This window comes from Haladaptatus sp. DYF46, from assembly GCF_021083305.1.
In the GTDB taxonomy this organism is placed as follows: Archaea; Halobacteriota; Halobacteria; order Halobacteriales; family Haladaptataceae; genus Haladaptatus.
This window is the reverse complement of the sequence record NZ_JAJFAY010000002.1, coordinates 718,251-744,093: the sequence shown is the minus strand read 5'-3', so window position 1 is coordinate 744,093 and position 25,843 is coordinate 718,251. Positions and strand designations below refer to the sequence as shown.

Here is a 25,843-nt window from a genome sequence, read left to right as displayed (position 1 = left end):
TCCGAGTGCAGGGCCGTGGGTCTTTGCTCTCCGCGTGCATACTACGAGCTAGAAACCGAATGAACGACCGACCGGAACCCGACCACGACATCGGCGACCCGAGCGCCCAGTGGCGCGACTATCAGGGTGCGCCCACCGGAACGGACATCGAATGCAAGGGTTGGCGGCAGGAGGCCGCCCTTCGCATGCTGAACAACAACCTCGACCCGGACGTCGGCGAGAAACCCGAAGACCTCGTCGTCTACGGCGGGACGGGCCGAGCGGCCCGCTCGTGGGACGCCTACGACGCCATCATGGCCGAACTGCGGGAACTGGACGACGACGAAACGCTACTCGTCCAATCGGGTAAACCCGTGGGGCGGTTCACGACGCACGAACGCGCTCCCCGCGTCCTCATCGCGAACTCCAACCTCGTCGGCAAGTGGGACGACTGGGAACACTTCCACGAACTCGAAGCGAAGGGACTCATCATGTACGGTCAGATGACCGCCGGGTCGTGGGCCTACATCGGAACGCAGGGCATCATTCAGGGAACGTTCGAGACGCTCGCCGCCCTCGCCGACGAACACTACGACGGCGACCTGACGGGGAAAATCGTCGTGACCGGCGGCCTCGGCGGGATGGGCGGTGCCCAACCGCTCGCCGTCACGATGAACCACGGCGTCTGTATCGCGGCCGAGGTGGACGAGGGCCGAATCGACCGCCGCATCGAAACCGGCTACTGCATGGAGAAGACGGACGACTTGGACGACGCCATCGAGAAGGCGACGGAAGCCGCCGAGAACGGCGAGGCATACTCCGTCGGCGTCCACATCAACGCCGCCGACATGCTCGAAGGGATGCTCGACAGGGGGTTCGTCCCGGACGTCATCACCGACCAAACCAGCGCTCACGACGAGTTGGAGGGGTACTACCCGTCGGGCTACACCGTCGAAGAGGCTGACCAACTCCGCGAGGAGGACTCTGACACGTACGTCGAGGAGAGTCTGGATACGATGGCTCGACACGTACAGGGCATCCTCGACATTCAGGACGCGGGCGCTGTCGCCTTCGAGTACGGCAACAACATCCGCGGACAGGTGAAAGAACACCGCGACATGCAGAACGCGTTCGACTTCCCCGGATTCGTTCCGGCGTACATTCGACCCCTGTTCTGCCAAGGCAAGGGTCCGTTCCGCTGGGCCGCGCTGTCCGGCAATCCCGAGGACATTCACCGCACCGACGAGGCCGTCGTGGAACTGTTCCCCGAAAAGGAGCAACTCCACCGCTGGATAGACCTCGCGCAGGAACAGGTCGAATTTCAGGGACTCCCCTCGCGGGTGTGTTGGCTCGGCTACGATACGAGCGATGCTCGGGAAGAGCATCGAAACGGAGGCGGCAGAGCCGCCGAAGGGGACGAAGACGGCCTCACGGAACGCGCCCGCTTTGCCCTCCGAATCAACGAACTCGTCGCGGACGGCGAAATCGAGGCTCCAGTCGTCGTCACGCGCGACCACCTCGACGCGGGGTCCGTCGCCAGCCCAAACCGCGAAACGGAAGCCATGCGCGACGACTCGGACGCCATCGCCGACTGGCCGATTCTGAACGCCCTGCTCAACTGCGCGGCGGGTGCGGACATCGTGTCGGTTCACGACGGCGGCGGCGTCGGCATCGGCAACGCGCTTCACACCAACAACCACGTCGTCCTCGACGGGTCCGAGTTGGCCGCCGAGAAGGCTCGTCGCGTCTTTACCACCGACCCCGGTATGGGCGTGATTCGCCACGCCGACGCGGGCTACGACGAGGCGATAGAACAGGCCGAGAAATCGAACGTCGCGGTTCCGATGCGTGATCGACGATGACCGGACTGAACCCGCCGTCGGAATGGCGCGGCACGTCCGACGACCCGAACGACGAACAGTTCGGCGACGTCGTCGAAACCGTCCCGGAACTGGACGACGCTCGTCTCTCCGAGTTCGACGCGGTGCTGCTCGGCGAACCGTTCGACCACGCCGTCATCGGTCGGAAGGGCGCTGCCGACGGTCCGGCGGCGCTCCGCGAGAGTCTCGCTGGAGTGAAAACACACCACTTCGATGCCGGTCCGGTCGGCAGTATCGGGGACGTCGGCGACGTGATGCTCATGCTCGATTCGGACGAACCGAACGACGTGACCACCGAGTTACTTCAGGAGAAGGCCCACGTTTTAGCGAAGCGACTCCACGACGCCGACACGCTCCCCGTCTTCCTCGGCGGCGACAACTCCTTCACCTATCCGAACGCCGCGCCGCTCCTCGACGGCGGTTCGCTCGGCGTCGTCAACTTCGACGCGCATCTCGACGTGCGCGAGGTGCGTGACGACCCGACCAGCGGCACTCCGTATCGACAATTGTTCGAGGCCGGTCTCGACGCGTACGCCTGCGTTGGAGCGCGTCACTTCGAGACGAGTTCGTCGTACGCAGAGTTCGTCCGCGAACCGGGGGATGAAATCGTCACCGCGGAAGAGGTCGGCGAGGATTCCGTCTCCGCCATCGACACCGCGCTCGATTCGCTCGGCGACGTGGACGCCATCTACGTGAGCGTCGATTTGGACGTCCTCGACGCCGCGTTCGCCCCCGGCGTGAGCGCACCGACACCCGGCGGTATCTCCTCGCGCGAACTGTTCAGAATGCTCCGTCTCGCCGCCAGCGACGAACGGGTCGCCGGCTTCGAAGTCGTGGAATGTGCCCCGTCGCTCGACCGGGACGACCTGACGGTAACGGCGGGTGCGCGGACGATCGCACACTTCCTGTCCACCGTCGGAGGTGGCCGATGAGCGGTTCGGAACCGAACGAAAACGACCTCACCGCCGTCGTTCACGATGCGGCACAGGTCGTCACCGTGGAGGAGGACGGCTCCCTCGGTATCTACGAGGACGCAGCAATCGCGGTGATAGACGGAGACGTCACACGAGTCGGCGCGACGGGTCCCGTCACCCGCGAGTTCCCGCCGGAGAACGCGACCCACGCGGTCGATGCGAGCGGCAAAGCGGTGGTTCCCGGCTTCGTCGACCCGCACACCCACGCGCTGTTCGCGGGGGACCGATCCGACGAGTTCGAGGCGAAATTACGGGGTAAAACGTATCAAGAAATCCTCGCTGACGGCGGCGGTATCCTCCGAACCGTGCAGGCGGTACGGGAAGCGAGCGACGAGGAGTTGCTCGCGAACCTGCTTTCCGACCTCGATATGATGCTCGCCCACGGGACGACCACGGTCGAGGTCAAATCCGGCTACGGGCTGGACACCAAAACCGAACTTCGAATGCTCGACGTGATTTCGCGGGCCGACGACCGCCACGCCGTCGACGTCGTGCCGACGTTCATGGGCGCCCACGCGATTCCGGAGGGTCGGGACGCCGACGAGTACGCGGACGAGGTCGTCGAGGAACAGATTCCCGCCGTCGCGGAACAGGGAATCGCGGAATTCTGCGACGTGTTCTGCGAGGAGGGCGTCTTCACCGTCCCGCAGTCGCGCAGCGTCCTGAAAACCGGCGAGGAGTACGGGTTGACACCGAAGGTCCACGCCGAGGAACTCGCCCACATCGGCGGGTCGCAACTCGCCGCCGACCTCGGCGCGACGAGCGCGGACCATCTCCTTCACGCGACGGAGGAGGACATCGCCGCCCTGACCGACGCGGGTGTCGTTCCCGTTTTGCTGCCGGGGACCGCCTTCGGCCTCGGCGCGGAGTTCGCCGACGCTCGTGCGTTTCTCGACGCTGGAGCGCCCGTAGCCATCGCCACGGATTTCAATCCGAACTGTCACTCCCAGAGCATGGGCTTCGCCTCGTCGCTCGCCTGCGTCGAGATGGGTATGACTCCCGTCGAGGCGCTGGTCGCCGGGACGAAACACGCCGCGATGGCGCTCGATTTGGAAGCGGGAACCGGAACGCTTCAACCGGGTTCCCCCGCCGACATCGCGGTCATCGACGCGCCGAACTACGTCCACGTTCCATACAACTTCGGCGTGAACACGGTTGAGACGGTACTGAAGAACGGCGAGGTGGTCCATCATGAGTGAAATCGAAATCGACGGCGAATCGCTGACGCCGGAAGACGTGGAACGAGTCGCGCGCGACGACGCAACCGTTTTCGTCCCCGACGACGCCCGCGAACGGGTTAGAACCGCACGAAAACGCGTCGAACAGGTGGTCGAAAGCGGCGAAGCCGTCTACGGTGTCAACACCGGGTTCGGCGAACTCGTGGACGAACGCATCCCGCGCGAGGACATCGAGACGCTCCAGAGCAACCTCATCAGGAGTCACGCCGCGGGCGCGGGGAGGGAACTGCGCCGCGAGGAAGTCCGCGCCATGATGCTCGGGCGGGTCAACGCGCTCGTCAAGGGTTACTCCGGCATCCGCGAAGTCGTCGTGGACCAACTGGTCACGATGCTGAACGAGGGCGTCCACCCGGTCGTCAAATCCCGCGGAAGCCTCGGCGCGAGTGGCGACCTCGCGCCGCTCGCGCACCTGGCGCTGGTCATTACGGGCGAAGGAACCGCCACCGTAGACGGCGAACGACTCGACGGTGCTGAAGCGCTCGAAACCGCCGAACTCGACCCGATACCCCTCGCGGCCAAGGAAGGATTGGCGCTCATCAACGGCACACAACTCACGGTTGGACTCGCTGCACTCGCCGTGCGCGATGCCGAACGAGCGATTCGGGCGGCGGACGTCGCCGGCGCGCTCACGACCGAAGTCACCATGGGAACGACGGCCTCCGCGGACTCCGTAATCGCCGACGTTCGCCCCCACGACGGCCACGCGAAGAGTGCACGAAACATCAAGCGCCTCACCGTCGACTCCGAAATCGTCGAGTCCCATCGAAACTGCGACCGTGTGCAGGACGCCTACTCGATTCGATGCATGCCGCAGGTCCACGGTGCGGTTCGGGACGCCGTCGCCCACCTTCGGAACGCCGTCGAAATCGAACTCAACAGCGCGACGGACAACCCGCTCATCTTCCCGGCCGACGCCGTTCACAGTCGCGCGAGCGGTGCGGGTGACGCCGCCGTCCTCTCCGGCGGGAACTTCCACGGCGACCCGCTCGCGCTGCCGCTGGATTATCTGACGAACGCCGTCACCGAACTCGCGGCCATCTCGGAGCGCCGGGTGGACCGCATGCTCAATCCGAACATCCAAGAACCGCATTTGCCCCCGTTTCTCACCGAACACGGAGGGTTACGTTCGGGGTACATGATCGCCCAGTACACCGCCGCGGCGCTGTTGAACGAAAATCGCTCCATCGGCCGCGCCTCGATGGACAACACGCCGGTCAGCGGCAATCAGGAAGACCACGTGAGTATGAGCGCACAGAGCGCGTACAACGCCCGCCGTGCCGTGGCGAATGCGATTTCCATCGTCGGCATCGAACTGGCCTGTGGCGCACAGGCCGCGGAGTTCGTCTCCGATGACCTCGCACACGGTGTCGGAACTGGCGCGGCCTACGAGTCCGTCCGCGAAGTCGTCCCGCCGCTCGTGGAGGACCGCCCCATCCACGAGGACATCTCGGCCGCCGAGGCGCTGGTCTGGTCCGGACTACTCGAAGAACGCGTGGAACACGCACTCTCCGACCCCCTCGATTAATCCGCCATCGTTCGGGTCGAATCCGTCGGCGCCCCGAGTCGCGGTTTTCCCGTCCTGTCGAGCGCCCACACGCCGTGTTCCTCGCATTCGAACACGCGGCTAAAGACGCGCGCCGATTCTGCACCGCATTTCGGACACGGACGACTCGGGCCTTCGGCGGACGTGTCCGCACCCATCTCGGCGTACACGTCCCGCCAATCGCCGCTCGGTGATGTTCGTTCGTCGGGCATGGGTCGGTGTGATGTCGATTTCTGCTCCGTTCGTCCCGTCCGTCGTCGATAGCCGTCGCTCCCTGCGTCGTCTACTCGGCCCCTTCGAAATCGTATCCGCGGTCGAAAGGGTGGTGGCGAAGTTCGCTACTGTGGCGGTGTTTCGCCCTCGGAATCAGCTCCGTCGGCGGCTTCGTCGCCGCCGTCGTCACTCGCTCCGTCGCCGGTGTCGAGGCTTTCGAGCGCCCGAATCGCGTTGTCACGGTAGGTGTCGATGGGTCGCTCGTACTCCTCCTTCGCCATCACGGCGTAGCGGTTGATCTCGTCGTCGAACGCCTCGATGCGTTCGAGGGTTCGTTCGGCGGTTTCGACCACCCAGCGGTCCCGCGTCGATTCGTCCACTACGGTGATGGATTCGGGACGCAGGGAGACGTTCACCGTTCCGTCGTCCATTTCGAACGTCCGGGGTTTCCCGGCGATGGCGACGTAGGCCGGTGCTTCGAGTTCCCGAAGCATGGCCGCGGCGTCCGGTTGGTACTGCCCGGCGTAGACGAAGAACGTGTCCCCGTTCGGGTCCACGACCCGTCCGCGCCAGTACTCGCTGTCCTCACCGACGTCTTCCTTCTCGGTTAGCGTCCCGACAATGAAGACTCGGTTCGCTCGCTCACCCGTGGGGAGGAGCAAGTAGACCGGTGCGCGCTCGTCGTCCGACTCCTTGAACGTGTAACTCGCGTCGTTGAACTCCGCCGCGAAGGTGCGGCGTGCGACCTCTCGTGTTGGTGCGTTACTCATGTTACATCGACCTCGCTTTGATAAGCGCCGCTTCCGCATCGACCGGTCCGGAGAGCAGTTCGACGTCGTTCGCGAGCAGGTACCGACCCATCGTCGGTCCCGTCACGCGGTAGTAGTGGCCGAGCGTTTTCTCGCGCATTTCGTCGGCCACGACGGTCGTGTCGAGCGCGTCCATCGCCATCTGCTTTGCCTCCTCCAGTTCGATGCCGGTCAGGTTCTCGGTCGATTCCTCGTTGAAGATGACCTCGTGAACGTCGAGGCCGTCGTCCAAGACGCCCTTGATTCGAAGGTCGAATTCGCCCTCCTGCTCGCCGTGTTCCGAACAACGGCCGTTCTGCAGGACTCGCGTGCAGTCTTCTTTCGGGCAGCGCTTGATGAGGCCGCTGCCGGACTGGATGTCCACCAGTGCACCCTCCATCTCGCTGCTGTTGTCGCCGACTTCGATGTCGGTGTCGAGTTCCTCGACGGTGGTCGTGCGGTTGAGCTTCACCGAATAGCGGCCCTGATACTCGTCCGTAACGACGTTGCCGAGCGTGTAGACTTTCTCTTCCTCCAGTTCCGGGAGGTCGGATTTGGCCCACTTCGTGAACTTGATGGTGCCCGTTTCGTCGCCGAGGAGGCCGACTTGGCCCACGGAGTCGCTGCGCGGTTCCCAGAGGTCGACGACCTTCGCGGTGAGGTTGACCCACTCCTCGTCGGTTTCGATGTCTTCGACGTTCACGTCGCTGGTTCCGCCCGTTCGAATCTCGTCGCGTTCGAGCCCGGCTTCGTCCAGATAATGGCTGGTGACGCTTCGACGCGCCTCTTCCATCGGCACTTTGTACTCGTTGACGAGGCTGTCGAGACGCGACGCTACGTCGTCTACGGTTACGTCGAGGTGGTCGGAGAACTGTTCGTGTATTTCTTCCGCATGCTGTCGCACATCGGTCATGGTTGCTCCGTCTCCACTTCGTTTTCTATGGGAGACATGCCGTGGTTGGTTCGCGATGGTATAAAAGGTTACGTGGGCAGAGCGAAAGTGAAAGTGGAGCATTCGGGCTCGTCTGCTTGCTATTGCCGGTATCCGTCCACCACGTGCGTACGCCTTCCTCTCGTCGTTCGCTTCGTTCGACCGAACCGGGTTAACCTTTCCTTCCCTCACCACCAAAGGGGTGACATGGACGACCGCCTCGACCGTTTCCTCCGCGTCAAACTCCGGACGGTGGGAAAGAAGTACGCCGAAACCCGCGACTCGGCGAACCGCCAGATGGAGGAGGCGAGGGAGGCGTATCGAAACGCACAGGACACGGTTCTCGCCGATCTGCCGCGGGACGAACACGGTCGAGCAAAGATCGTCTGCCGCCGATACGTCGACCGGAGGGCGGCGCCGATAGACAAAGAAGGTCGTCCGAAATGCTTCGATCCGGACCACCCCGCGTGTGAAGGATGCGTCGAAGACATTCGCGAGGGTACTATCGAAACCTGGTGACGGCCGGACGCTGAAACGAACGTCATTCACATCAAAGATTTGGCCAATACTTCTCGAAACCGTCAACTCGTAGTTCGTTTCAACCGGTCTCCGAACCAATAACTTTGAGAGGTGTCACGTTTGGGAAATTCACATTCTCCGCTTACAATGTCTCTACTCCTTTCAATCTCAAGAAATGGGTCTGATGCTTGGTACTTCCTTCAAATAATCAACACAACTTATTACCTTGGGGATCCAATAAGTATACTGGTGAACTTCAAATGAGCACTAATGTACAAAGCGGTGCGGAAGTCGTATCCGAAACCGCCGAGAGATCGTGGCGTGCTTCGATGGTGGCTGGAGTTATCATCGCCATAATCGGCGTTCTAGCCATATTAGCGCCGTTCGCGGCCGGGGTTTCGTTGTCGATTTTACTCGGTGCGTTGTTGGTCGTCGGGGCGCTCGTGCACGTCGCTCACGCCTTCTCGGGAGGGTGGAAGCGGTTCTTCGTGCAAGGAATCCTCGCGGTCATCTTCGCCGTGGCCGGGATTTCGCTTCTGGCGAACCCGCTCATCGGACTCACGACGTTGACCATCCTGCTGGCGGCGTTCCTCGTCGTCGACGGGGTCCTCGAAATCGTCATGGGATTCCAGGCCCGCGGCAGCCGCGGCTGGGGCGCACTCGTCGTGAGCGGCGTCTGTGCGCTCGTCATCGCCGCGATCATCTGGGTCGGGTGGCCGGCAACCGCCGCGTGGGCGCTCGGCCTCCTCTTCGGCGTGAACCTCCTCATCAGCGGCCTGTCGATGATGTTCATGGCGCAGGGCACCCGACACGAGACCCGCGAAGGCGCGACCCCGGAATCGGAACCGCGCGGCGCGGCGTAAACATACTTCACACTTTTTTCGGTACGGATGTGCACGCGAACCCCGATCCGAAGGGTTCGAATTTTAATGAGACGAATTTAAACGCCACAGGATTGTGGGAGGGATATGGACCGCCCGCTCGTCGCACTGATCATGGCCGGTGGCACCGGAACTCGACTCTACCCCGCGAGTCGAAGCGACCGACCGAAGCAGTTCCTTCCGCTTCTCGGGGACGACTCGTTGCTCTCCCAAACCGTGAGCCGTGCCGGCTTCGCCGATGAACGCTTCGTCTGCACCGCCGAGGAACACGTTGACCTCGTCCGTAAACACGCGCCCGAGGCGGGCGTCCTCGTCGAACCGGAACCGAAGGACACCGGCCCGGCACTGGTGTACGCCACCCATCGCATCCGCGAGCAGGTCGGCGACTGCGTGCTCCTCTGCCTGCCCAGCGACCACCATATCGAGGGCGATTTCGAGACGACCGCGCGCCGCGCCGCGTCAGTTGCAGTCGAAACGGAGGGGGTCGTCACGGTCGGTATCGAACCGGACAGACCGGCGACAGGGTACGGTTACATCGAACCCGGAGATGACCTCTGCGGCTACTTCTCCGTCTCGAAGTTCAGGGAAAAACCTGATAGATCGACCGCGATTCGATTCGTCGAAGACGGTTTCTACTGGAACGCCGGCCTGTTCGCGTGGACGCCGGACGCCTTTCTTCAGGCCGCACGTGATTCCCCGCTCGAACCGCTCATCACCGCACTCGAAGACGGCGACCCGAACCGGGGCTTCGACGCGGTATCCCCGACGAGCGTCGATTACGCCGTCATGGAGCGCACCGACGACGCCTTCGTCGTTCCCGCCGAATTCGACTGGGACGACCTCGGTTCGTGGGACGCGTTCGAGCGCTTCGATTCCGGCGAGAACGTCCTCCTCAGTGACGCGCTGACCATCGACGCCACCGGAAACGTCGTGGCGGGGGACAAACACGTTAGCCTCGTCGACGTCGAGAACCTCGTGGTCGCCGCTTACGACGACCGCGTCTTGGTCGTCCCGAAAGCCGAGGCCCAACGCGTGCGCGAAGTCGTCGCAAAACTGCGCGATGCGGACCGTTTTTGACCTAGCCATCAGCTTTCTGCATTTCCATCCCGAACTCCTGACGCTATGGCTGACACACCATCCGTCAAGTCGGTCGAAACCGCGAACGAGTACATCCACGTCCGATTCCGCGACCCGGACGTGTTCGACACGATTCGAACGCCCGACTGGGCCGCAAACGCCGCACGGGACATCTCGGAGGGCGCGGAGGTTCGGACCGGAAAGCGGGGCGGCAGCGACGACTGGGAAATCCAGAGCGTCCTCATCAAAAAGCAGGCGGGAGAGGAGAAAGCCCGCGACGAAGCGAAGGAAATCGCACAGGAAATAGAGTCCTAATACAGATCGCAGTAGTGGTACTCGCCGTCGCCCACTTCCTTCGTCACCGTTTCTCCGACCTCGACCGAGAGCGGTGAGTCGAAGGTCGGCCCGTCCCAGACGAACGTGTGAAACTCGCCGTTCTCGCCGCAGGGGTCGACCCCGTCGGGAACGTCGGCGAGGAACGACTCGTCCAGCTCTCGACCCGCAAACGAGGCGTCCAATTCCGCCCCATCGACGGTCACGACAGTCGCGCGGAACCCGGCGTCGAGATACCGACGAATCTGTTCGTCGGTGTCGGGGTTCCAAACCGGCCAACTGCCCTCGATGTCGGTTCCCGCGAGTTGCTCCTTTCGGTACGCTCGGATGTCTTCGAGGAAGAGGTCCGCGAAGGCGACTCGCTCGATTCCACGTGTTTCGTACTCGGCCATCACGGCGGCCATTCGGGACTCGTACTCCTCGTTCGAGCACTCCATCGGGAGTTCGATGTACCGAATCGGTATTCCCAGCGCCTCGGCTTGTGCGTCGTACAACTCCCGGCGCACGCCGTGCATGCTACTTCGGCCGTTCTCCCCGACCGAGGTGAGGAGTTCCGTCACTTCGCCCAGTTCGAACAACGCGTAGGCGGCGTCCTTGCCGCCGCTCCACGAGAGTACGGTCTTCGGTTCGGCCGTTTGCGTTTCAGCCATCTTCAGCTTCGCAGTCTCCCGCCGTCGATGGGAAGCGCGACGCCGTTTACGAAACTCGCGCGCTCGCTGGACAGGAACGCCACCGTGTCGCCGAGTTCCATCGGGTCGCCCACCCGCCCCATCGGGATGTCGCTCGCCCAGTCAGCCAACCCCTCCTCGTAGGTGTCGTACTCGCCGCGTTCGAGGGCTGCCTCCACCAACTCCTGAATCCGCGGCGTCTCGTGCGCACCGGGAAGTACCGCGTTGACGCGGACGTCCGGCGCAAACTCGCGGGCCTGCGTCTTCATCAATCCGATGACGGCTCGCCGAACGGCGTTCGAAAGGACGAGTCCGTCGATGGCCTCCCGAACGCTCGTCGAGGTGATGTTCACCACCGTTCCGGTATCGCTGTCCGCGAGATACGGGTACGCCTGTTTCGTCAACCACACCGCGCTCATCACCAACAGGTCGTAGGCGGCGTACCAATCGCGCTCCGTGGTGTCGAGAAACGGCCCGCTGGGCGGTCCACCCGCCGACGTGACGAGGTGGTCGAGTCCGCCGAACTCCTCGACGGTCAGTTCGACCAACGCCTCGATTTCGTCCGGGTCGGTGATATCCGTCGGAACCGCGAGTACGTCCCCGCCGTCGAGTTCGGAGATTTCCTCCTCGGCGTTCGCCAACCCTTCCTCGTTTCTCGCGCAGATGACGACGTCGGCTCCTTCCCGCGCCAACGCCTTCGCGCTCGCCAAGCCGAGTCCGCTCGAACTCGCCGTTATCAGTGCCGTGTCGCCCTCCAATTCGAGGTTCATACGTTCGAATCCGTGCGAACCGCTAAAACTCCTCGGGAGTCAGCCGTCTGACCGCCACCTCGCCGTCCCGTGTCACGCCGATGAGCAGGGCGGTGCGAACCGTGCGCCCTTTCACCGCCCCGCCGGCCTCGTCGCTGATCCGTTTCATCAGCTCCGGTGCCGCGTGGTTCACCTTCACCCCTTCCACGTCACACGCTTCGTACACCCGCGAGGGGACGTCGTAGAGGTCGCTCTCCGGTTCGACTTCCACCCGAACCGGCGCGCGAAGCGCTTCCGCGAACGCCACCGTTTCGCGCGCCTTCCTGATGTTCTCCCGAGCGCTGGCTTCGATGCTCGAAACGTTCGCCCTCGACGTTCCCAACCGCTCCGCGATGGCCGCCTGCGCGGTATCACGTTCGCGGAGCGCCAGTACCTCCGCTTGTCGTCGGGTCAAAACACTCGTCTCCGCGTCGAACCCCGCTCGTCGGAGAATCTCGTCCGCGTCCGGTTGCTCACTCATTCGTACACTCCGACACGACTCGGCGTACGCCCCCAACCCGCAAATGACTGTCCACTCGTCGGTTTATCCGCCCCAGAAGTTGTCCCGACTCCCGAGGCGCTCACGTTCGCGGCGGTTCGACCGCCGGTCGGCCTTCGTTCTGTCCCCTTCGCTCGGCGTCTCCTCATCCCCCTCGTCCGGTTCCATCGGCAACCGCTCCACGGGGTCGGCGAGCGCGTGGTTGCCCTTCACGTTCGTTATCTTCACCTTGGCGCGTGCGTCGGGAAGGATGCCGTCCACGAGAACGATGAACCCGTCCTCCGTCCGACCGACGCCGGAACCGCTTTCGTGGATATCGTCGATCTCCACGACCACTACCTCCCCCGGCTGAACTGGGGCGGTCTTCAGCTCGCGGATGGGTTGATTGTAGTGGTTGCACCATTCCGCGCCGCCGCGGTCGCCGTAGTGGTGACACCCCATCCCGCTGATTCGCTCTTCGAAACTGGGGCAGTGGTCGGCGAGTGGACAGTCGGGCATGCTACAGGCTATAGCGGCGCGCGCCTAAACACTTCCGCAACCTTCATCCACCACCTTTTGCTGCGAGAGCGCGGCAACGCCGCGCTCTCTGGCAAAATCTGGACCAAAAGCCTCCTCACCCCCTCCCGTCGCGTCCGAAGACTCGCGTTCGCTCGTCTTCGTCGCTCCGTCGGGGATTCATCGGCCCGAAAAATCGGAGATTTTTCGAGGGTGTTGCTGGACTCCGCGGTTGGGTCGCCGACCGATTTAATGAGTGTACGCCCCAGTAGAGTGGTTGTGAACCCGGTCATTCGGAACGCGAGGGTGGAAGACGCATCGGCGTTGGCCGATCTGTATCGCCGCTCGTATGCGGAGAACGAGAAAATCGGATTTCCGTCCAGCGTCGCCGATTGCGACGAGGAAACCGTCACACGGTGGATTCGGGACCGAACGGTGTTCGTTGCCGCTCACGACGGGGAGTTCGTCGGTGCCGTCCAGATGATTCCCCATCTGGATCGGGAACTCCCCGAAATCGGCCGCCTCGCGGTCAGTCCCGAGTGGCAGGAACGCGGAATCGGCAGCGCGCTGCTCGAATCGGCGGAGGAACACGTGAAGTCGGACGGATGGGGAACGGTTCGCCTTCGAACGCTCTCGGATCACCCGTTTCTCGAAGACTGGTATCGCCGGTGCGGGTACGAACGAACCGGCGTGCAGAGCCTTGACAACCGTCCTTACGACGCGCCGCTACTCGAAAAAGAACTGTAACTTCGAGGCGCTCCGCGTCTCGCATCGCTCGCGGCAAACTCAGGCCAACGGCGTCCGCTCCACGACTTGGCCGTCGTAGGTCGGATACTGCTCGACGATTTCTCCCTTCTCCACGTCGCCTTCCTCTATCATCTCCTCCAACAGCCACCACGCGACTTCGATGTGGTCGGATTTGACGGTGTAGAACTCCTCGGGGACGCCGAGGTCGGCGAACCGTCCTTCCTCGGTCCACGTTTTCCCGTAAATCAGGGTGCCGTCGTCCGTCACGTCGTCGAACTCGCGGCGAATCTGGCGGGCCATCCGCTTCAGGCGGTTGCGGTGTTGAGCGGCGTCCTTGAACACCGAGGTACAGAAGTACGTCCGCGGATGGTCGCCCATCACGTCGAGGATGTCCTCCTTCGAGCCATCGACGGCGGACATGTGGCCCTCTTGGAGTTCGAACCCTTCGGCCTGCATCCGGCGGTAGTTCCCCTGTGACATCTCGAACTCGTTGATGTTGCAGAAGTCCGCCGCGCCCTCGTCCAGGAAGTCGAGGAACTCCTCCTCGGCGCGGATGCCCGGAATCTCGAACGCGGGCGTGAGTCCCTCCTCGCGGGCGACGTAGAGGATGTCCTCCCACTCGGTTCCGTGCAGGTCGCCCCACTGTTCGTACGGCGGATGGAAGCGAATTTCGTCCAGTCCGGCCTCCGACAGTCGACGCATGTTCTCCCGCCCGCCCGTGATTCCGGTGTAGAGGTGCGTGTGATGGTCCTCGCCGAACTCCTCCTTGAGGAGCGAGAGGTACCGACAGGTCTTGTTCATCGCCTCCTGCGGTTCACCACCCGTGATGGACGTGCCGAGCGCGTTCATGCGCTTTGCCTCCGTAATCACGTCCTCGTCGTCCTCGACGAGTCGTTCGTTGGCGTACACGTCGGTGACGTTCTTCCGGTTCTCGCCGAGGGGGCAGTAAAAACAGTCGCGCTGGTCGCAATAGCCGTAGACGAAGAGAACCATCTTCCCGCCTTCGGCACACTGTTCACAGCCCTTGGAAATCATTCGTTGTACCGTTTTACCCGTCGAGCCTCAAAAAGCGTGCGAATCGATCCGCTCACCCGCAGACCGTTCGCAGGAGGCTGTTCATGATCGACCACGTCTCCTCGGGGTTCGATTCGACCACGGCCTGTCCGTGTTCGCTTCCGCTGACCTGTTCGAGGCGAGCGGGATTCTCGGCGACCTCCTCCATCCGTTTCGCCATCCGAACGTACTCCTCGTCGTCCCCTTGGCTCACGACGAACAGCTTCCACCCCTGCATCTCGGCGACGACGTCCTCGCCTTCCTCCGGCGAGAGCGCGAACGTCCCGTCTACCGTCCCCGATTCCGCCCGTGCGTTCGCGCGGATGACCGCGTTCGCGCCCGCACCGGCACCGACGACGAGGACGCGCTCGACACCGACCCGCTCGCGCAGGTAGCGAATCGCGGCGAGAACGTACTCCGGCGCGGCGTCGCTCCCCAGTTTCACGTCGATGGTGAGGCAGGTGTTGCCGTTCTCCACGAACCGCTTCGCCATCGGGAGCCAGCTTTTCCTGTCGAACCCGGCGTCGTGTGCGAAGACGAGCGCACACTCGCCGTCACCCAGAAGCGTGCCCCGAACCGTGGCCCCGTTCCGAGTCGTAAACCGGACGTCGCCACCAACCTCCGGTGGTGGTGTTTCGGTCGTCGTCCCGTTCGTCGTCGTTTCTTCCGTCGTCTCGTCAGCGGTCGTTTCCGTCGCGTCCGTCGTTCCGGACGCGGTCGTTTCGGTCGTCCCGTCGGTTTCGGTGCCCATACTCGTCGACTCGACGGCGGTTCCGGTCGTCCGCGTACCGCCTGTCGTTTCGGCGCTCGACGTCTCGTCGTCGCCGCTGGACGAACATCCTGCCAGCGTCGCCGTCGCCGCGACCCCGACCGCGTGGAGAAGGCGACGACGTGTCGGCGTTCCAGTCATTGGTCGAAGACTTCCGTATGAGGGTATTATTATTCGCGGGCTAATGTCGACCGTACGACGTCAAACCCACCGTTTAGACCGTTCATTCGAATGTCCCGGCCGTTTCTGTCATCCGCACTGTTCATGTTTTCAGAACGTCATCCGATCCCCTTCCTCCCCGCCGGACGACACCACTACCGCCCGCTCCCGAAAGCAATTAACCGTCCGTCGCGTACCACCCAGCAATGCTGTTGGTGTTGTGTGTGGACCTGGACGACGACCTCGGCCGAAAGACCCGATTCGATACGCCGGTCGTCGGACGGGACGAGGTCGAAACCGCCGCCGTCGCGCTCGCCACCGCAGACCCCGAGGACAGCGACGTCAACGTCATGTTCGAAGGGGTCCACCTCTACGACCGAATCCGCTCCGACGAGAGCGTCGAAGTCGCCATCGTCACCGGAAACGAGGGGAGCGACATCAGTGCCAACCGCGAAGTCGGAGAGGAGGTGGACACCGTCCTCGCCGGCCTCAGCACCAGCGAGGAGATCACCACCGTTATCGTCACGGACGGGGCACAGGACGAGAGCGTCATTCCCGTCATCCGCTCCCGCATCCCCGTCGATGGCGTCCGCCGGGTCGTCGTCCGACAGGCACAGGACTTGGAGTCGATGTACTACACCATCAAACAGGTGTTGGACGACCCCGAAACCCGCGGCACGATTCTCGTCCCGCTGGGCATCCTGCTGCTCATCTACCCGCTCGCGCTCGCCGCCGACCAACTCGGGATGCCCGGCAGCGCCGTCTTCGGCGGTATCTCGGGCCTCCTCGGGTTGTACATCCTCTTCCGTGGCCTCGGCCTCGAACGGTTGGTGGACCGCTTCGCGGAGAAGACCAGACGAAGCCTCTACTCCGGTCGCGTGACGCTCATCACCTACGTCGTTGCCGCCGCCCTCCTCGTCATCGGCGGCGTCAGCGGCATCGAAAACCTCGAAGCCGTTCGCGTGCAGAACGACGGCCGAAGTCTGGGCGCGCTCCGCGTCCTCGCGGCGCTCATCTACGGCGCGGTCGTCTGGTTCTCCGCGGCCGGAATCACCTCCAGCCTCGGCCAAATCACCGACGAGTACCTCGCCGACGAGTTCGAATGGCGCTACCTGAACGCGCCGTTCTACGTCCTCGCCATCGGCGGCGTCCTCTACGCCGTCAGCGCATACTTCCTCAGCCGAGCCTCGCTCGAATTCCTCGCCGGTGTGCTCACCGCGGGAACCCTGCTCGGCCTCACCAGTACGCTCCTCTTCGCCATCGCCGAATCCCGATATTCGAGGTCAGGACAGGCGCGAGCGAGCTAAGAATTCGTTTCCACAATCCATATCTCCCGGGTGGCGTGCGCTGGCGAGGCGACGAGGACAACCCGTCCGAGTCGTCTCGGCGAAGCGTGCGAGGTCTTCGTGAGTGACGAAGGAACGAACGAATGGCTCGTCAGAGCTTTGCTCTGACGGTGGGTGACTGAGCGAGTGAACGAGCGAAGGAGTCGGTTGGGGAGGGTGTGGCTGATGCGGTGCGAGGTGGGACAGAAAGGGGTCGGGCGTTCGCGCTTGTTTTAGTCGTCTGTCCGGGCGACTATTTTGGCTGGCCGGTGTCCCCGTGAGCGAAGCGAACGGGGGCTTGGAAGAGCAACGCTCTTCCAGCGTGGAGAAGCCAAAATATCCCGGAGAGCGATCGCGAACGTTCGGGGGCTTTCGAAGTCTACTCCCAAGAGGTAACACTCATCCTCTGGCTCACCACGACGAAATCGTCGAGAGACTGTGTTAAACACGGAAACAGCAACAACCAGCTCTCTTCGGTGAGTCACATGAAGTCCGCGATTCCGGACTGCTTGTTCTTGTCGTTCCGCGACCACCTTTTTACGTCGTCGGGTGCGCTCACTCACTCCGTTCGTTCGCCCACCGCTCCTCGCAAAAATCTGGACCAAAAACCACCCCCTCGCTTTTCGAGGCGCTCCGCGCCTCGAATCGCTCGCGGCGAATCACATGAAGTCCGCGATTCCGGACTGCTTGTTCTTGTCGTTTTCGAACACGCTCTCCAACGAGCGCTCCAGAATCCGAAGGCGCTGTTTCGTGTACTCCCGGCAGTCGTATTCGTCGGCGACCTGAATCGCGGTGTCCATGTACTTGTTCACCGAGCCCTGATGCACCGTCAGGTTCACCCGGCCGCCACACTCCCGACAGTCGCTCGAGAGCGGCATCCGGCGGTACTTCACGCCGCAGTCCAGACAACGCGTTTCCTGCCGCGAAAAGGCGCGCAGGTTCCCGATGAGGTCGGGCAGGAAGTGCCCCTCGATGACGCGCTCGGCCACGTCTGTTTCGTCCACGGCGCGGGTCTTTCGAGCTAATTCCAACTGGGCGTTCATCTTGTCCATCATCGACCCGAGGGTCTTGTACGCCGAGAGGTCCGGCCCGAGCGCGATGTTCGAGGTGTCGTGGGTGTGCCGGAATCCGGTGTACTCGCGGTCGGTTCCGAGGTACTCCTCCGCGATGGTGATGTCCACGTCCTCCGGGTCGGCAATCTCCCGCGTCGCCTCGTAGAACTCGCGGGGGTACCGGTCCACGATGTCCATGTTGTGCGCCTCGTCGTCGATCTCCGAGGGGTCGATGCGCGAGGACATCACCAGCGGCGCGTCCATCTGCCCGCCGCGCTTGTCCGGCAGGAACTCCTTCGAGAAGTTGAGCAGGCCGTCCATGAGGAGCATCACGCAGTCCTCGTCGCCGTCGCACTGCTTCGTCGCGATTCCGTTTGCGGCGAGGTTGTGCGTGTCTCGGACGGTGACACAGTACGTGTTCGAAATCTCGGACTGAACGATTTCGACTCGCGTCACTTCGTCGCGCTCGAAGGACCCACCGTCCGCAACTGCTCCTGAACTCGTGTCTTCCTCCGAGAATCCAGAACCAGCCTCTCCGAGGAAACCGGGAACCGAAGCACCGACCTCCAACTCTCGTGCTTCGATTTCTTCGAGGCCGTTTCCGCTCCACCGAAGCATCGAATGGTCTGGAGTCACCGTAATTTCCCGCCCGCTTCGTGTTTCGATTTCGACTAAATGGTTCGGTGCCGGATGCTTTGAAACCGCTTCGATGGGCTTTCGAACGACGTTCCCTGTCTCGTCTATCGACGGAACGAGAATTTCTTCATCTAACTCTTCGACCAGCGCGCCGAAATCATCCGTTCGCGGCTCTTCCAACCGCTCTTCGACCAACTGTCGAATTTCATCGTATCGCCACTCCTCGTCCTCGTCACGATACCACACCTTCGTCTCCGGGTGGAAGCAATTTCTTCGCTTCGCCGCATGAAAATACGGATGTGCGTAGCCAACCGCCGCGCTGGTAAAGCCGATGACGCGGCCGACGACGGCGGCGGATGTGTGCGGGGCCATCCCGAAGACGAGTTCGCCGACCAGATCGTCCCGCTCGTCCATGTCGTAGAAGGATTCGAGGCCGTAGTAATCGTCGAGCAACTCGTCCACGAAGTCGGCGGTTTTGAGCAGGTGGGTGGCCGCGCCGTCCGAGAGGACGATGTCCTGCACCCGGAGTTCGACGAGTTGGTCGTCGTGCCGGAGCGGTTCGCCGTGGATGTCCTCGTCATAGCCGAGCGCGCGGAGTTGCCCCGCTTCCACGTCCAGTTCGGACGCTCTGACGGACGTGACCGGAAGGTCGGTCATGTCGTAGCGAATCGTGCCGTCTTTGAACGCGCTGACGTCGTGTTTCGCGCGGAGGACACCCTTCTCGATGGGTTCGGGCGTCTTGTGCGCCGAGGTGAGTCCCTTGACGCCTTTGAGCGTATCGAAGACGTTCGGCCGCTCGCCGACCGATTCGAGCGCGCTTCGATACTCGTCGTTCATCTCTATCGTCTGCCACTCGACGCTCGTCGCGGGGACCTCACAGCGGGGACACTCGGCCCGTCCCGCCTGGTCCGGTTCGACGCGCGTTTCACAGTCGGGGCAGCGGTACACGGGATAGCTGTTCCCGCCGCACTCCGGACATCGACATTTGAACGTCTCGGTGCCACAGTCCTCACATTCCCGCCGACCGATTCGCACCTCGATTTGGCCGCGCTTTCCGGACATTCCCTCGGTGTGGGAGGCGGCTTTCGCCACGTCGCGCTGGTCGCCGCCCGCTTCGCCGAGCGGAAAGAGGGTGTGGACCGCGGGACTCATCTCGCGTTTCTCGGACTTCTCCGGCCGCCCCATTCGGTTCCCGATTCGGGTCGGTGCGCGCTCCCGGACGGAAAACGGCGCGACTTCGTTGACCGCCTTTACCGCGTTGTCCCCGGGTTCGTTCTCGCCCCACTCGCGCGCTTCCTGTGTTAGTGCGTCCCACGTGCGCGTGCGGTCGGCGTCGAATCCGAGCGACCGAACGAGCGCTTCCCACTCGGGTATCTCCAACAGTTCGCCCTGCCTGTGTTCGACGAGCAGGTGTTCGAGCGCCGTCCGTACCGTCTCGGTGTTCGAAAGAACGAGTCGCTCGTCCCGGACTTCGCCCGCTTCGACCGCATCCGCTAGCGCCTCGAACTCCGACACGGAGATGTCGTGCCAGAGGTAGGTGAACGTCGGATGAAGCGGTGCGTCGTACTCCGTCGCCCACTCCAACGCCTCCTCGGTTCGAGGGTCTTCGAGGTCGATGTGGGGGTCGTCGCGCATCGCCTGTACGTCGGCACCGGCGTGCTCGAAGTCCTGTACCCACCACTCGAACACATAGGACGCGGGCGGGAGCGGATGGTTGTTCTCCACGAACTCGCCGTAGTTGACGAGGTATTCCCCGAGGTCGAGGATTTCCTCGACGCCGTTTCTGATTTCGAGCGCCTCGTCGGTGTCGTCGATGCGACGCACGTCGCCGTTCGCCAACCGGACGGTCGGCCCCTCGATGGTATCGACGGGGATGACGCCGCCGGCCTTTCCGGGGCGTTCGGTTTTGATCTGGGTCCCCGTCGCCAGGAAGTCGTCCACGAGGTGCATCGTCGCGGGCTGCACACCCGCCGTCGCGAAGCCGTGGTTTCGCGCCCGCCCGTAGCGGAGGCGGAACCCGCCGGGACGGGACGGGTGGGTGAACACGGGACGTCCGGCGATGAGGTCGCGGAGGAACTTCGTCGCCTCGCCGACGCGAGGCGGTCCGTGTAACTCGTCGGTTTCCCCTTCCACTCCGCGTTCCCCGTCTTCCTCCTCGTCATCGTCGTCACCATCGTCAGCCACCGCGTCGTCTTCCTCCGATTTCCCGTCGTCCTTTCCGATGCTGCCGTCGATGAGGTCCTGCAACCACGGCCAGTCGACTTCGTCCAGGTTCCGCGTGTATCGCTGTATCTTGGGCGCTTTGAGCGCGATACCCTCCGCGAGAACGAGACACATTCCGCCGCGGGCGCTGTTGGTGTCCACGCGGTCCAAATCGCGGAACCCCGACACCTCTTCGTCACCCGTCGCCTCCCCGTCCAGCATGACGGGCATGTTCTTCGCGATGAACTTCGATTCCTTGTCCTTCGGGGAGTACTGCAGTCCGGTTTCGGAGTCGTAGAGGTTTATCTCCTCGGCGTAGCGCTCTATTTCGTCGTCGCGCGCCTCGTACTCGCCCAACCCGATGAGCGCTCGCGTGTAGTCCGCGACGAGGACCGAAAGCGCCTGTGCCGTCCCGCCCGCCGACCGAATCGGCCCGGCGTAGTAGACGTTGACGAACTCCGTCCCGTCGTCGTTTTCGAGGAGTTCGACGCGGTCGATTCCCTCGATGGGCGCGGCGACGACACCCTCCGTCAACAGTGCAACCGCGGTGCGAACCGCACCCTCGATTTTCCCGGCACGGGTCTCGTAATCCCCGACGTTGCCGTCCGCGAAATCCTTCGCCAGTTCGAGGGCGGCCTCCTCGCGGGACATCTCCCCTTCGAGTTCGCGGACGCGCTCCGCGACGTTCTCGATACCGAGGATGTTCTCCACCCGGTCCGCCATGTCCTTTGCGACCGGAATTTCGACTTCGGGTTGCGGGTCGCCGCTGCGCTCTTTTGCCGTCTCCGCCACGTCGAAGGCCTCGTCCAACCGCGATTCCAGTCGCTCGAAATACTGCCGGTCTTCGTCGCGCATGTCAGAGCCAGAGGTCCAAGTCGGTCGAGTCGTCGTGTTCCCGGACGAGTGATTCTTCGAACGTCCGCATGTACAACTCTCCGGCGAACACCGTCGCCGAGTCGAGATGCCCGGCGAGCGACTGCCCCGACCGTCGGGAGAGAACCGCGTGAGTGTGCGCGAACCGCTCGCCGTCGAGGAGCGCGATGTTGCCCACACACGAGGCGACTTCGAGCGGTTCGTCGAATCGAACCTCGCGGTACTCCGTTTCGTCCTGATCGTAGAACCAAACGTCCGCGTCCTGCACCGCGCCCATCGCGATGAACCACGCGGCATCGACATCCTCGTCGTCGGCCAGGGATTCTATCTCTTCGCGCCAGTCCGCTCCGTGTCCGAGTCGGGCAACGAACTCCCGTTCCCCGGCGACCTCCCGATAGTCCATGTCTGCAAGGAACAGCGTCCGGGGAAAAAAAGGTTCAGTATCGCCCGTCGGGTTTCCGCTCGGCGCGCGAGTATGGGTCTCTTTCCCGAGTACGATATCCGTTCTGGCGACCGTACTCCGAGTATGGTATCCATTCCCATCGAATTAGTTACCGTTTCTCCGGGTGCTCGTCGCGAGGTGAAAAAGTGGATCCGTGGTGAGAGGGCTGTTCGGAGTCGAAGCGGTATCGAGGGGGACTATCGCCAGTTCGAGAGTGCGGCAGTGTCCGTTACTCGCATGCAAATCCACGCGTCATCTCGGGACACGTCTGCGATGACGAGCCGTTCCGTCTGCCCGTCATCGTCCACCGAGGCCATGACCTCGGAGTCGTTTGCAAGCGACACCGACATTGCTGCCGTATCCGGCGTCATACTTTGAGAGTGTGTACCAAGGGATATAAGGCCACCGAAACGCCGACAACCGGTCTAGCGGAGACACGGACTTCTTGAAAAACCGGTAAAATAGCCGACAACGATGTATTTCATGAAAATAACACCACGTTTCCCGTTCGGTTTTGCCAACGTGTTTCCTTTCCGCATTTTATATTCTTTCCAATCAATGGGAAAAATATTTCTTCAATATAATACCCGAATCGGCTACGAACTGCAATAAACTACGTGTTTATGACCGTAACGATGCCAATACTAAACGGTAAGTTTATCCGCTATGATACACAATCCGACTGTGGATGACAGATACTGACAACCTGACCCGTCGGCGGTTCCTACAAGCAACTGGAGGTGCGGCATCGGCTGTCGCGCTCGCTGGCTGTACGGGCGGCGACGACAACGGTAACGGTAATGGCGACGGAAACGGCAACGGCGACGGCAACGGCGACGGTAACGGTGGCAGCGGTGGCAAGACGCTGCAACTCATGAACTCGACGGTGACCACCTTGGACCCGGTGAAAGCGGCAGATACCGCGTCCGGCACCATCATTCAGCAAATTTTCGACTCCCTCATGAACTATCCGAACGGGGAGATTGCCGTCGAGAAACAGCTCGCTAAAGGGCACGAGGTCTCCGACGACCAGAAGACCTACACCTTCCACCTCAAAGAGAGCGTAAAGTTCCACAACGACAAGGAAGTCACGGCGAAGGACATCGTTTACTCGTGGCGGCGTCTCGCCGAATCGAAGAACTCCCGTCGGCAGTACTTCATTCTGAGTTCCATCGGCGTCAAACACGAAACGACGACGAAGACGTACACGGACGACGAGGGAGAACACGAACTGACCGTCGCAAAAGCGAACTCGCTCGCGCTCAAGGCGAAGGACGACTACACCCTCGAGATGACGCTCGAGAAGCCGTTCCACGCCACGCTGGAGATGCTCGCCTACACGTCCTTCGCGGCAGTCCCCGAAGGCATCGTCGGCGACATCGAAGGCTACGATGGCGAAATGAAACAGAGCAAATTCGCGACGAAAAAGCCCGTCGGTGCTGGTCCATTCTCGTTCAAGAGTTGGCAGACGAACGTCGCCGCCGAAGTCGAGAAGTACGAGGACTACCACGGTGACGTGGCGAAGGTCGACGCGGTCCACTGGAAGATCTCCTCGAACTCCGAGGCGAAGTACAACTACGGTGCCGTGAGCCAGAACGCGGACATGGGGTACGGGAGCCACTTCATCCCGACGTCCAAATACAACGCCGACAAAATCAGCGACACGAGTACGGACGACCTCGGTCGCACGGTCGGTAAGTACGGACCCGAGAAGGGCAACACGCTCGACTACCTCGGTGTGTCGACCATCAACACCTACTACATGGGCTTCAACACCGCGACGGTTCCGAAGGCCGTCCGCCAGGCAGTCGCCTACGCGGCCAATCAGGAAACCATCGTCGAGGAAGTGTTCAAGGGCCGTGGTGCACCGGCGTACCACCTCACGCCCCCGATGATTTACCCCGGCGGTGCGCCGAAGTACAAGAGCCACGCCGAGAGCAAGTACCCGTACAGCTACAACGAGTCCAACCTCGAGAAGGCAAAGCAGGTGATGGAGGACGCTGGCTACAACGAGAACAACAAGTTCAGCTTCACCTTCACCGTCTACAAGTCCTCCTCGACGTGGCCCCAACTGGCCGGACTCCTCCGCGACCAGTTGCAGTCGGCACACATCGAGATGGAGATCAAGAAGACGGCGTTCTCCACGCTGCTGCAGCGCGGTCGTCAGGGTAAGCTCGAAGCCTACTCGCTCGGCTGGATCATGGACTGGCCCAAGCCGGACAACTTCCTCGGCCTGCTCTACCCGCCGCTGACCGACACGTCGAAGGATTCGCCGCAGTCGTACACGAACTGGTCGGGTACGCCCGCCGCGAAGAAAGCGACGAAGGCGTGGGAGACGATTCAGAACAACAGCGGTCCGACGGACGAGGAGATGAAGGCCCGGCAAAAGGCCTACATCAAGATGGAAGAGGCCAACTGGGAGGACGTCACCTTCCTCAACATGTATCACGGCCTCTCCGAGCGCTTCGCCTTCGAGTGGGTCGACGCGCCGAAGTACGGTGGCGCCGGCTACAGTCGACAGATGTACAATAAGGTCAAGCTGAGCGAACGGAACAAATAACGACCGGCAGTCGTTCATATTTCTTTTTCCGTCTCGTTAGCGGTGTCTATGTCCCGAAATCGGCGGTAATGCTATCGCAAGACATAATGAGAGGAACGCAAAATACGTATCCGTATCAGCCATGAACGCGGTTACCATAGGGTGCAACCTACCGCACGACACGATTACGCTTGAGCAGGAGGTGAACCGGACGGCATGAGTCGATGGCGCTACTTCGGTCGTCGACTGCTCCTGTCCGTTCCCATCCTGATATTCGGAATGACGATAACGTTCATCGTCCTCCGTATGGGTCCGATGGACCCCGTTGGAGCAATCCTCGGACCGACCGGGAACCCGCAGGCATACCAGCAGATCAAGAATCAACTCGGCCTTAACCAGCCGTTATGGGCACAGTACATCGACTACATGACCAACATGCTCACCTTCAACTTGGGCAAGTCGTGGGTGCTGTTCCCCGACCGCACGGCGAATTCGCTCATCATCGAATACGCCCCGCGAACCATCTGGTTGGGCTTTTGGTCGGTCCTCATCGCCATCTTCGTCGGCATCCCGCTCGGATTCTACGCCGGACTCAACCCGAACTCGTGGAGCGACTACTTCGCTTCGTTCGGCGGTATCGTCTGGCGTGCGATGCCGAACTTCTGGCTGGCCATCATATTCCTTTCCGTCCTCTCGAACTCCGAAAACGTTCTGTTCGGGTTCGATTGGCAGAACTGGCTCGTCCACACCACCGTCATCGGTGTTCCGTTCAACGACCCACAGGAATTGACGAACCCACAGGGACTTCTGGCGGCTATCAAGAAAATCGCACCGGCGGCCATCGTCCTCGGTTCCGCATCGATGGGGAACGAGATGCGTATCGGCCGGACCGCCGTGTTGGAGACGGTGAACTCGAACTTCATCGAGACCGCACGCGCGAAGGGTGTCCCGCCGCGGTCGCTCGTCTGGAAACACATCTTCCGGAACGCGCTCATCCCGCTCGTTCCCATCATCACGGGCGAGGCGTTCCTGCTCATCGGCGGTTCGGTGCTCGTCGAGTCGGTGCTCGACATCAGCGGCCTCGGGCAACTGTTCTTCAATGCGATTATGGCCGGCGACCTGCCGCTCGTCGGGTCGCTGATGTTCATTTTCATCCTGCTCGTCGTGACAATCAACATCGTACAGGACATCCTGTACACCCTCATCGACCCCCGGGTCGGCTACGATGGAGGCGCCTGAT

General features: G+C 62.4%; 24 protein-coding genes. 12 read left to right on the top strand and 12 right to left on the bottom strand.

Translation table 11 applies throughout. From position 1 onward, the window contains the following. The first annotated feature begins 59 nt into the window (after positions 1-59). The 4 genes from hutU to hutH are packed head-to-tail and all read left to right on the top strand — an operon-like array spanning position 60 to position 5,596. Positions 60-1,841, top strand: a complete 1,782-nt coding sequence (hutU, locus tag LJF34_RS15060; protein ID WP_231186025.1) for a urocanate hydratase — start codon at positions 60-62, stop codon at positions 1,839-1,841. Then, the gene (hutG, locus tag LJF34_RS15055; protein ID WP_231186023.1) at positions 1,838-2,791 is read left to right on the top strand and encodes a formimidoylglutamase; all 954 of its coding nucleotides are present in this window, start codon (positions 1,838-1,840) and stop codon (positions 2,789-2,791) included. The genes hutU and hutG overlap by 4 nt, the downstream gene beginning before the upstream one ends. Continuing rightward, on the top strand, positions 2,788-4,032 hold the full coding sequence (hutI, locus tag LJF34_RS15050) for an imidazolonepropionase (protein WP_231186021.1): 1,245 nt from the start codon (positions 2,788-2,790) through the stop codon (positions 4,030-4,032). The genes hutG and hutI overlap by 4 nt, the downstream gene beginning before the upstream one ends. Further along, positions 4,025-5,596, top strand: coding sequence for a histidine ammonia-lyase (gene hutH, locus LJF34_RS15045; RefSeq protein ID WP_231186019.1), 1,572 nt, complete (start codon positions 4,025-4,027; stop codon positions 5,594-5,596). The genes hutI and hutH overlap by 8 nt, the downstream gene beginning before the upstream one ends. Here hutH and LJF34_RS15040 read toward each other — a convergent pair. From LJF34_RS15040 to LJF34_RS15030, 3 genes are all read right to left on the bottom strand, one after another. After that, positions 5,593-5,826 carry a hypothetical protein gene (locus LJF34_RS15040; RefSeq protein ID WP_231186017.1) on the bottom strand — a complete coding sequence of 78 codons (234 nt, stop codon included), beginning with the start codon at positions 5,824-5,826 and terminating at the stop codon, positions 5,593-5,595. The two genes, hutH and LJF34_RS15040, sit on opposite strands and share 4 nt — an antisense overlap. 126 nt (positions 5,827-5,952) lie before the next feature. Then, on the bottom strand, positions 5,953-6,597 hold the full coding sequence (locus LJF34_RS15035; RefSeq protein WP_231186015.1) for an RPA family protein: 645 nt from the start codon (positions 6,595-6,597) through the stop codon (positions 5,953-5,955). Between the two features lies 1 nt (position 6,598). Continuing rightward, complete coding sequence (locus tag LJF34_RS15030) at positions 6,599-7,528, bottom strand: replication factor A (protein ID WP_231186013.1); 930 nt, start codon at positions 7,526-7,528, stop codon at positions 6,599-6,601. A 225-nt stretch (positions 7,529-7,753) separates the two neighbouring features. Between LJF34_RS15030 and LJF34_RS15025 the strand changes: the two genes are divergently transcribed. The 4 genes from LJF34_RS15025 to LJF34_RS15010 all read left to right on the top strand — a co-directional run bounded on the left by LJF34_RS15025 (position 7,754) and on the right by LJF34_RS15010 (position 10,338). After that, complete coding sequence (locus tag LJF34_RS15025; RefSeq protein ID WP_231186011.1) at positions 7,754-8,065, top strand: hypothetical protein; 312 nt, start codon at positions 7,754-7,756, stop codon at positions 8,063-8,065. A gap of 260 nt (positions 8,066-8,325) precedes the next feature. After that, positions 8,326-8,928 (top strand): DUF308 domain-containing protein, encoded by a 603-nt coding sequence (locus LJF34_RS15020; protein ID WP_231186009.1) that lies wholly within the window; start codon positions 8,326-8,328, stop codon positions 8,926-8,928. Between the two features lie 105 nt (positions 8,929-9,033). Beyond that, the gene (locus LJF34_RS15015) at positions 9,034-10,023 is read left to right on the top strand and encodes a sugar phosphate nucleotidyltransferase (RefSeq protein WP_231186007.1); all 990 of its coding nucleotides are present in this window, start codon (positions 9,034-9,036) and stop codon (positions 10,021-10,023) included. Positions 10,024-10,068: 45 nt separating this feature from the next. Then, a complete protein-coding gene (locus LJF34_RS15010; protein ID WP_231186005.1) occupies positions 10,069-10,338 on the top strand; it encodes a hypothetical protein in 270 nt (89 codons plus the stop codon). On the opposite strand, the gene LJF34_RS15005 is transcribed toward LJF34_RS15010, so the two are convergent. From LJF34_RS15005 to LJF34_RS14990, 4 genes are read right to left on the bottom strand one after another with little or no spacing between them, the layout of a single operon-like run. After that, positions 10,335-11,006 (bottom strand): ATP-binding protein, encoded by a 672-nt coding sequence (locus LJF34_RS15005; RefSeq protein ID WP_231186003.1) that lies wholly within the window; start codon positions 11,004-11,006, stop codon positions 10,335-10,337. The genes LJF34_RS15010 and LJF34_RS15005 overlap by 4 nt on opposite strands. A 2-nt stretch (positions 11,007-11,008) precedes the next feature. Then, a complete protein-coding gene (locus LJF34_RS15000) occupies positions 11,009-11,794 on the bottom strand; it encodes an SDR family oxidoreductase (protein ID WP_231186001.1) in 786 nt (261 codons plus the stop codon). Between the two features lie 22 nt (positions 11,795-11,816). Continuing rightward, positions 11,817-12,329 (bottom strand): Tfx family DNA-binding protein, encoded by a 513-nt coding sequence (locus LJF34_RS14995; protein WP_255666072.1) that lies wholly within the window; start codon positions 12,327-12,329, stop codon positions 11,817-11,819. Positions 12,330-12,356: 27 nt separating this feature from the next. Further along, positions 12,357-12,809: a TRAM domain-containing protein gene (locus LJF34_RS14990; RefSeq protein WP_231185998.1), complete on the bottom strand. Its 453-nt coding sequence runs from the start codon at positions 12,807-12,809 to the stop codon at positions 12,357-12,359. Positions 12,810-13,112: 303 nt separating this feature from the next. Here LJF34_RS14990 and LJF34_RS14985 point away from each other — a divergent pair, with 303 nt between their 5' ends. After that, on the top strand, positions 13,113-13,553 hold the full coding sequence (locus LJF34_RS14985) for a GNAT family N-acetyltransferase (protein ID WP_231185996.1): 441 nt from the start codon (positions 13,113-13,115) through the stop codon (positions 13,551-13,553). 39 nt (positions 13,554-13,592) lie between these two features. Here the strand turns inward: LJF34_RS14985 and LJF34_RS14980 are convergent, their stop codons facing one another. After that, the gene (locus tag LJF34_RS14980; protein ID WP_231185993.1) at positions 13,593-14,588 is read right to left on the bottom strand and encodes a radical SAM protein; all 996 of its coding nucleotides are present in this window, start codon (positions 14,586-14,588) and stop codon (positions 13,593-13,595) included. Between the two features lie 52 nt (positions 14,589-14,640). Next, positions 14,641-15,516 (bottom strand): alpha/beta hydrolase, encoded by an 876-nt coding sequence (locus LJF34_RS14975; protein ID WP_231185991.1) that lies wholly within the window; start codon positions 15,514-15,516, stop codon positions 14,641-14,643. Between the two features lie 224 nt (positions 15,517-15,740). Here LJF34_RS14975 and LJF34_RS14970 point away from each other — a divergent pair, with 224 nt between their 5' ends. After that, the gene (locus LJF34_RS14970) at positions 15,741-16,841 is read left to right on the top strand and encodes a DUF373 family protein (RefSeq protein ID WP_231185989.1); all 1,101 of its coding nucleotides are present in this window, start codon (positions 15,741-15,743) and stop codon (positions 16,839-16,841) included. Positions 16,842-17,518: 677 nt separating this feature from the next. On the opposite strand, the gene LJF34_RS14965 is transcribed toward LJF34_RS14970, so the two are convergent. From LJF34_RS14965 to LJF34_RS14955, 3 genes are all read right to left on the bottom strand, one after another. Beyond that, entirely contained in the window at positions 17,519-21,604 is a 4,086-nt protein-coding gene (locus tag LJF34_RS14965) for a DNA-directed DNA polymerase II large subunit (RefSeq protein WP_231185987.1), read from the bottom strand. Position 21,605: 1 nt separating this feature from the next. Beyond that, positions 21,606-22,025: a PPC domain-containing DNA-binding protein gene (locus LJF34_RS14960; protein WP_231185985.1), complete on the bottom strand. Its 420-nt coding sequence runs from the start codon at positions 22,023-22,025 to the stop codon at positions 21,606-21,608. A gap of 236 nt (positions 22,026-22,261) precedes the next feature. Then, a complete protein-coding gene (locus LJF34_RS14955; RefSeq protein ID WP_231185983.1) occupies positions 22,262-22,435 on the bottom strand; it encodes a hypothetical protein in 174 nt (57 codons plus the stop codon). A gap of 317 nt (positions 22,436-22,752) precedes the next feature. On the opposite strand from LJF34_RS14955, the gene LJF34_RS14950 reads away from it, so the two are divergent. After that, positions 22,753-24,624, top strand: coding sequence for an ABC transporter substrate-binding protein (locus tag LJF34_RS14950; RefSeq protein ID WP_231185981.1), 1,872 nt, complete (start codon positions 22,753-22,755; stop codon positions 24,622-24,624). Positions 24,625-24,819: 195 nt separating this feature from the next. Next, a complete protein-coding gene (locus LJF34_RS14945; RefSeq protein ID WP_231185979.1) occupies positions 24,820-25,842 on the top strand; it encodes an ABC transporter permease in 1,023 nt (340 codons plus the stop codon). Position 25,843 lies beyond the last annotated feature (1 nt).

Bases quoted from the DNA above. Each gene is read 5' to 3' on its own strand.
- hutU (WP_231186025.1), top strand. From the start codon at position 60: ATGAACGACCGACCGGAACCCGACCACGACATCGGCGACCCGAGCGCC.
- hutG (WP_231186023.1), top strand. From the start codon at position 1,838: ATGACCGGACTGAACCCGCCGTCGGAATGGCGCGGCACGTCCGACGAC.
- hutI (WP_231186021.1), top strand. From the start codon at position 2,788: ATGAGCGGTTCGGAACCGAACGAAAACGACCTCACCGCCGTCGTTCAC.
- hutH (WP_231186019.1), top strand. From the start codon at position 4,025: ATGAGTGAAATCGAAATCGACGGCGAATCGCTGACGCCGGAAGACGTG.
- LJF34_RS15040 (WP_231186017.1), bottom strand. From the start codon at position 5,826: ATGCCCGACGAACGAACATCACCGAGCGGCGATTGGCGGGACGTGTAC.
- LJF34_RS15035 (WP_231186015.1), bottom strand. From the start codon at position 6,597: ATGAGTAACGCACCAACACGAGAGGTCGCACGCCGCACCTTCGCGGCG.
- LJF34_RS15030 (WP_231186013.1), bottom strand. From the start codon at position 7,528: ATGACCGATGTGCGACAGCATGCGGAAGAAATACACGAACAGTTCTCC.
- LJF34_RS15025 (WP_231186011.1), top strand. From the start codon at position 7,754: ATGGACGACCGCCTCGACCGTTTCCTCCGCGTCAAACTCCGGACGGTG.
- LJF34_RS15020 (WP_231186009.1), top strand. From the start codon at position 8,326: ATGAGCACTAATGTACAAAGCGGTGCGGAAGTCGTATCCGAAACCGCC.
- LJF34_RS15015 (WP_231186007.1), top strand. From the start codon at position 9,034: ATGGACCGCCCGCTCGTCGCACTGATCATGGCCGGTGGCACCGGAACT.
- LJF34_RS15010 (WP_231186005.1), top strand. From the start codon at position 10,069: ATGGCTGACACACCATCCGTCAAGTCGGTCGAAACCGCGAACGAGTAC.
- LJF34_RS15005 (WP_231186003.1), bottom strand. From the start codon at position 11,006: ATGGCTGAAACGCAAACGGCCGAACCGAAGACCGTACTCTCGTGGAGC.
- LJF34_RS15000 (WP_231186001.1), bottom strand. From the start codon at position 11,794: ATGAACCTCGAATTGGAGGGCGACACGGCACTGATAACGGCGAGTTCG.
- LJF34_RS14990 (WP_231185998.1), bottom strand. From the start codon at position 12,809: ATGCCCGACTGTCCACTCGCCGACCACTGCCCCAGTTTCGAAGAGCGA.
- LJF34_RS14980 (WP_231185993.1), bottom strand. From the start codon at position 14,588: ATGATTTCCAAGGGCTGTGAACAGTGTGCCGAAGGCGGGAAGATGGTT.
- LJF34_RS14975 (WP_231185991.1), bottom strand. From the start codon at position 15,516: ATGACTGGAACGCCGACACGTCGTCGCCTTCTCCACGCGGTCGGGGTC.
- LJF34_RS14970 (WP_231185989.1), top strand. From the start codon at position 15,741: ATGCTGTTGGTGTTGTGTGTGGACCTGGACGACGACCTCGGCCGAAAG.
- LJF34_RS14965 (WP_231185987.1), bottom strand. From the start codon at position 21,604: ATGCGCGACGAAGACCGGCAGTATTTCGAGCGACTGGAATCGCGGTTG.
- LJF34_RS14960 (WP_231185985.1), bottom strand. From the start codon at position 22,025: ATGGACTATCGGGAGGTCGCCGGGGAACGGGAGTTCGTTGCCCGACTC.
- LJF34_RS14955 (WP_231185983.1), bottom strand. From the start codon at position 22,435: ATGACGCCGGATACGGCAGCAATGTCGGTGTCGCTTGCAAACGACTCC.
- LJF34_RS14950 (WP_231185981.1), top strand. From the start codon at position 22,753: ATGACAGATACTGACAACCTGACCCGTCGGCGGTTCCTACAAGCAACT.
- LJF34_RS14945 (WP_231185979.1), top strand. From the start codon at position 24,820: ATGAGTCGATGGCGCTACTTCGGTCGTCGACTGCTCCTGTCCGTTCCC.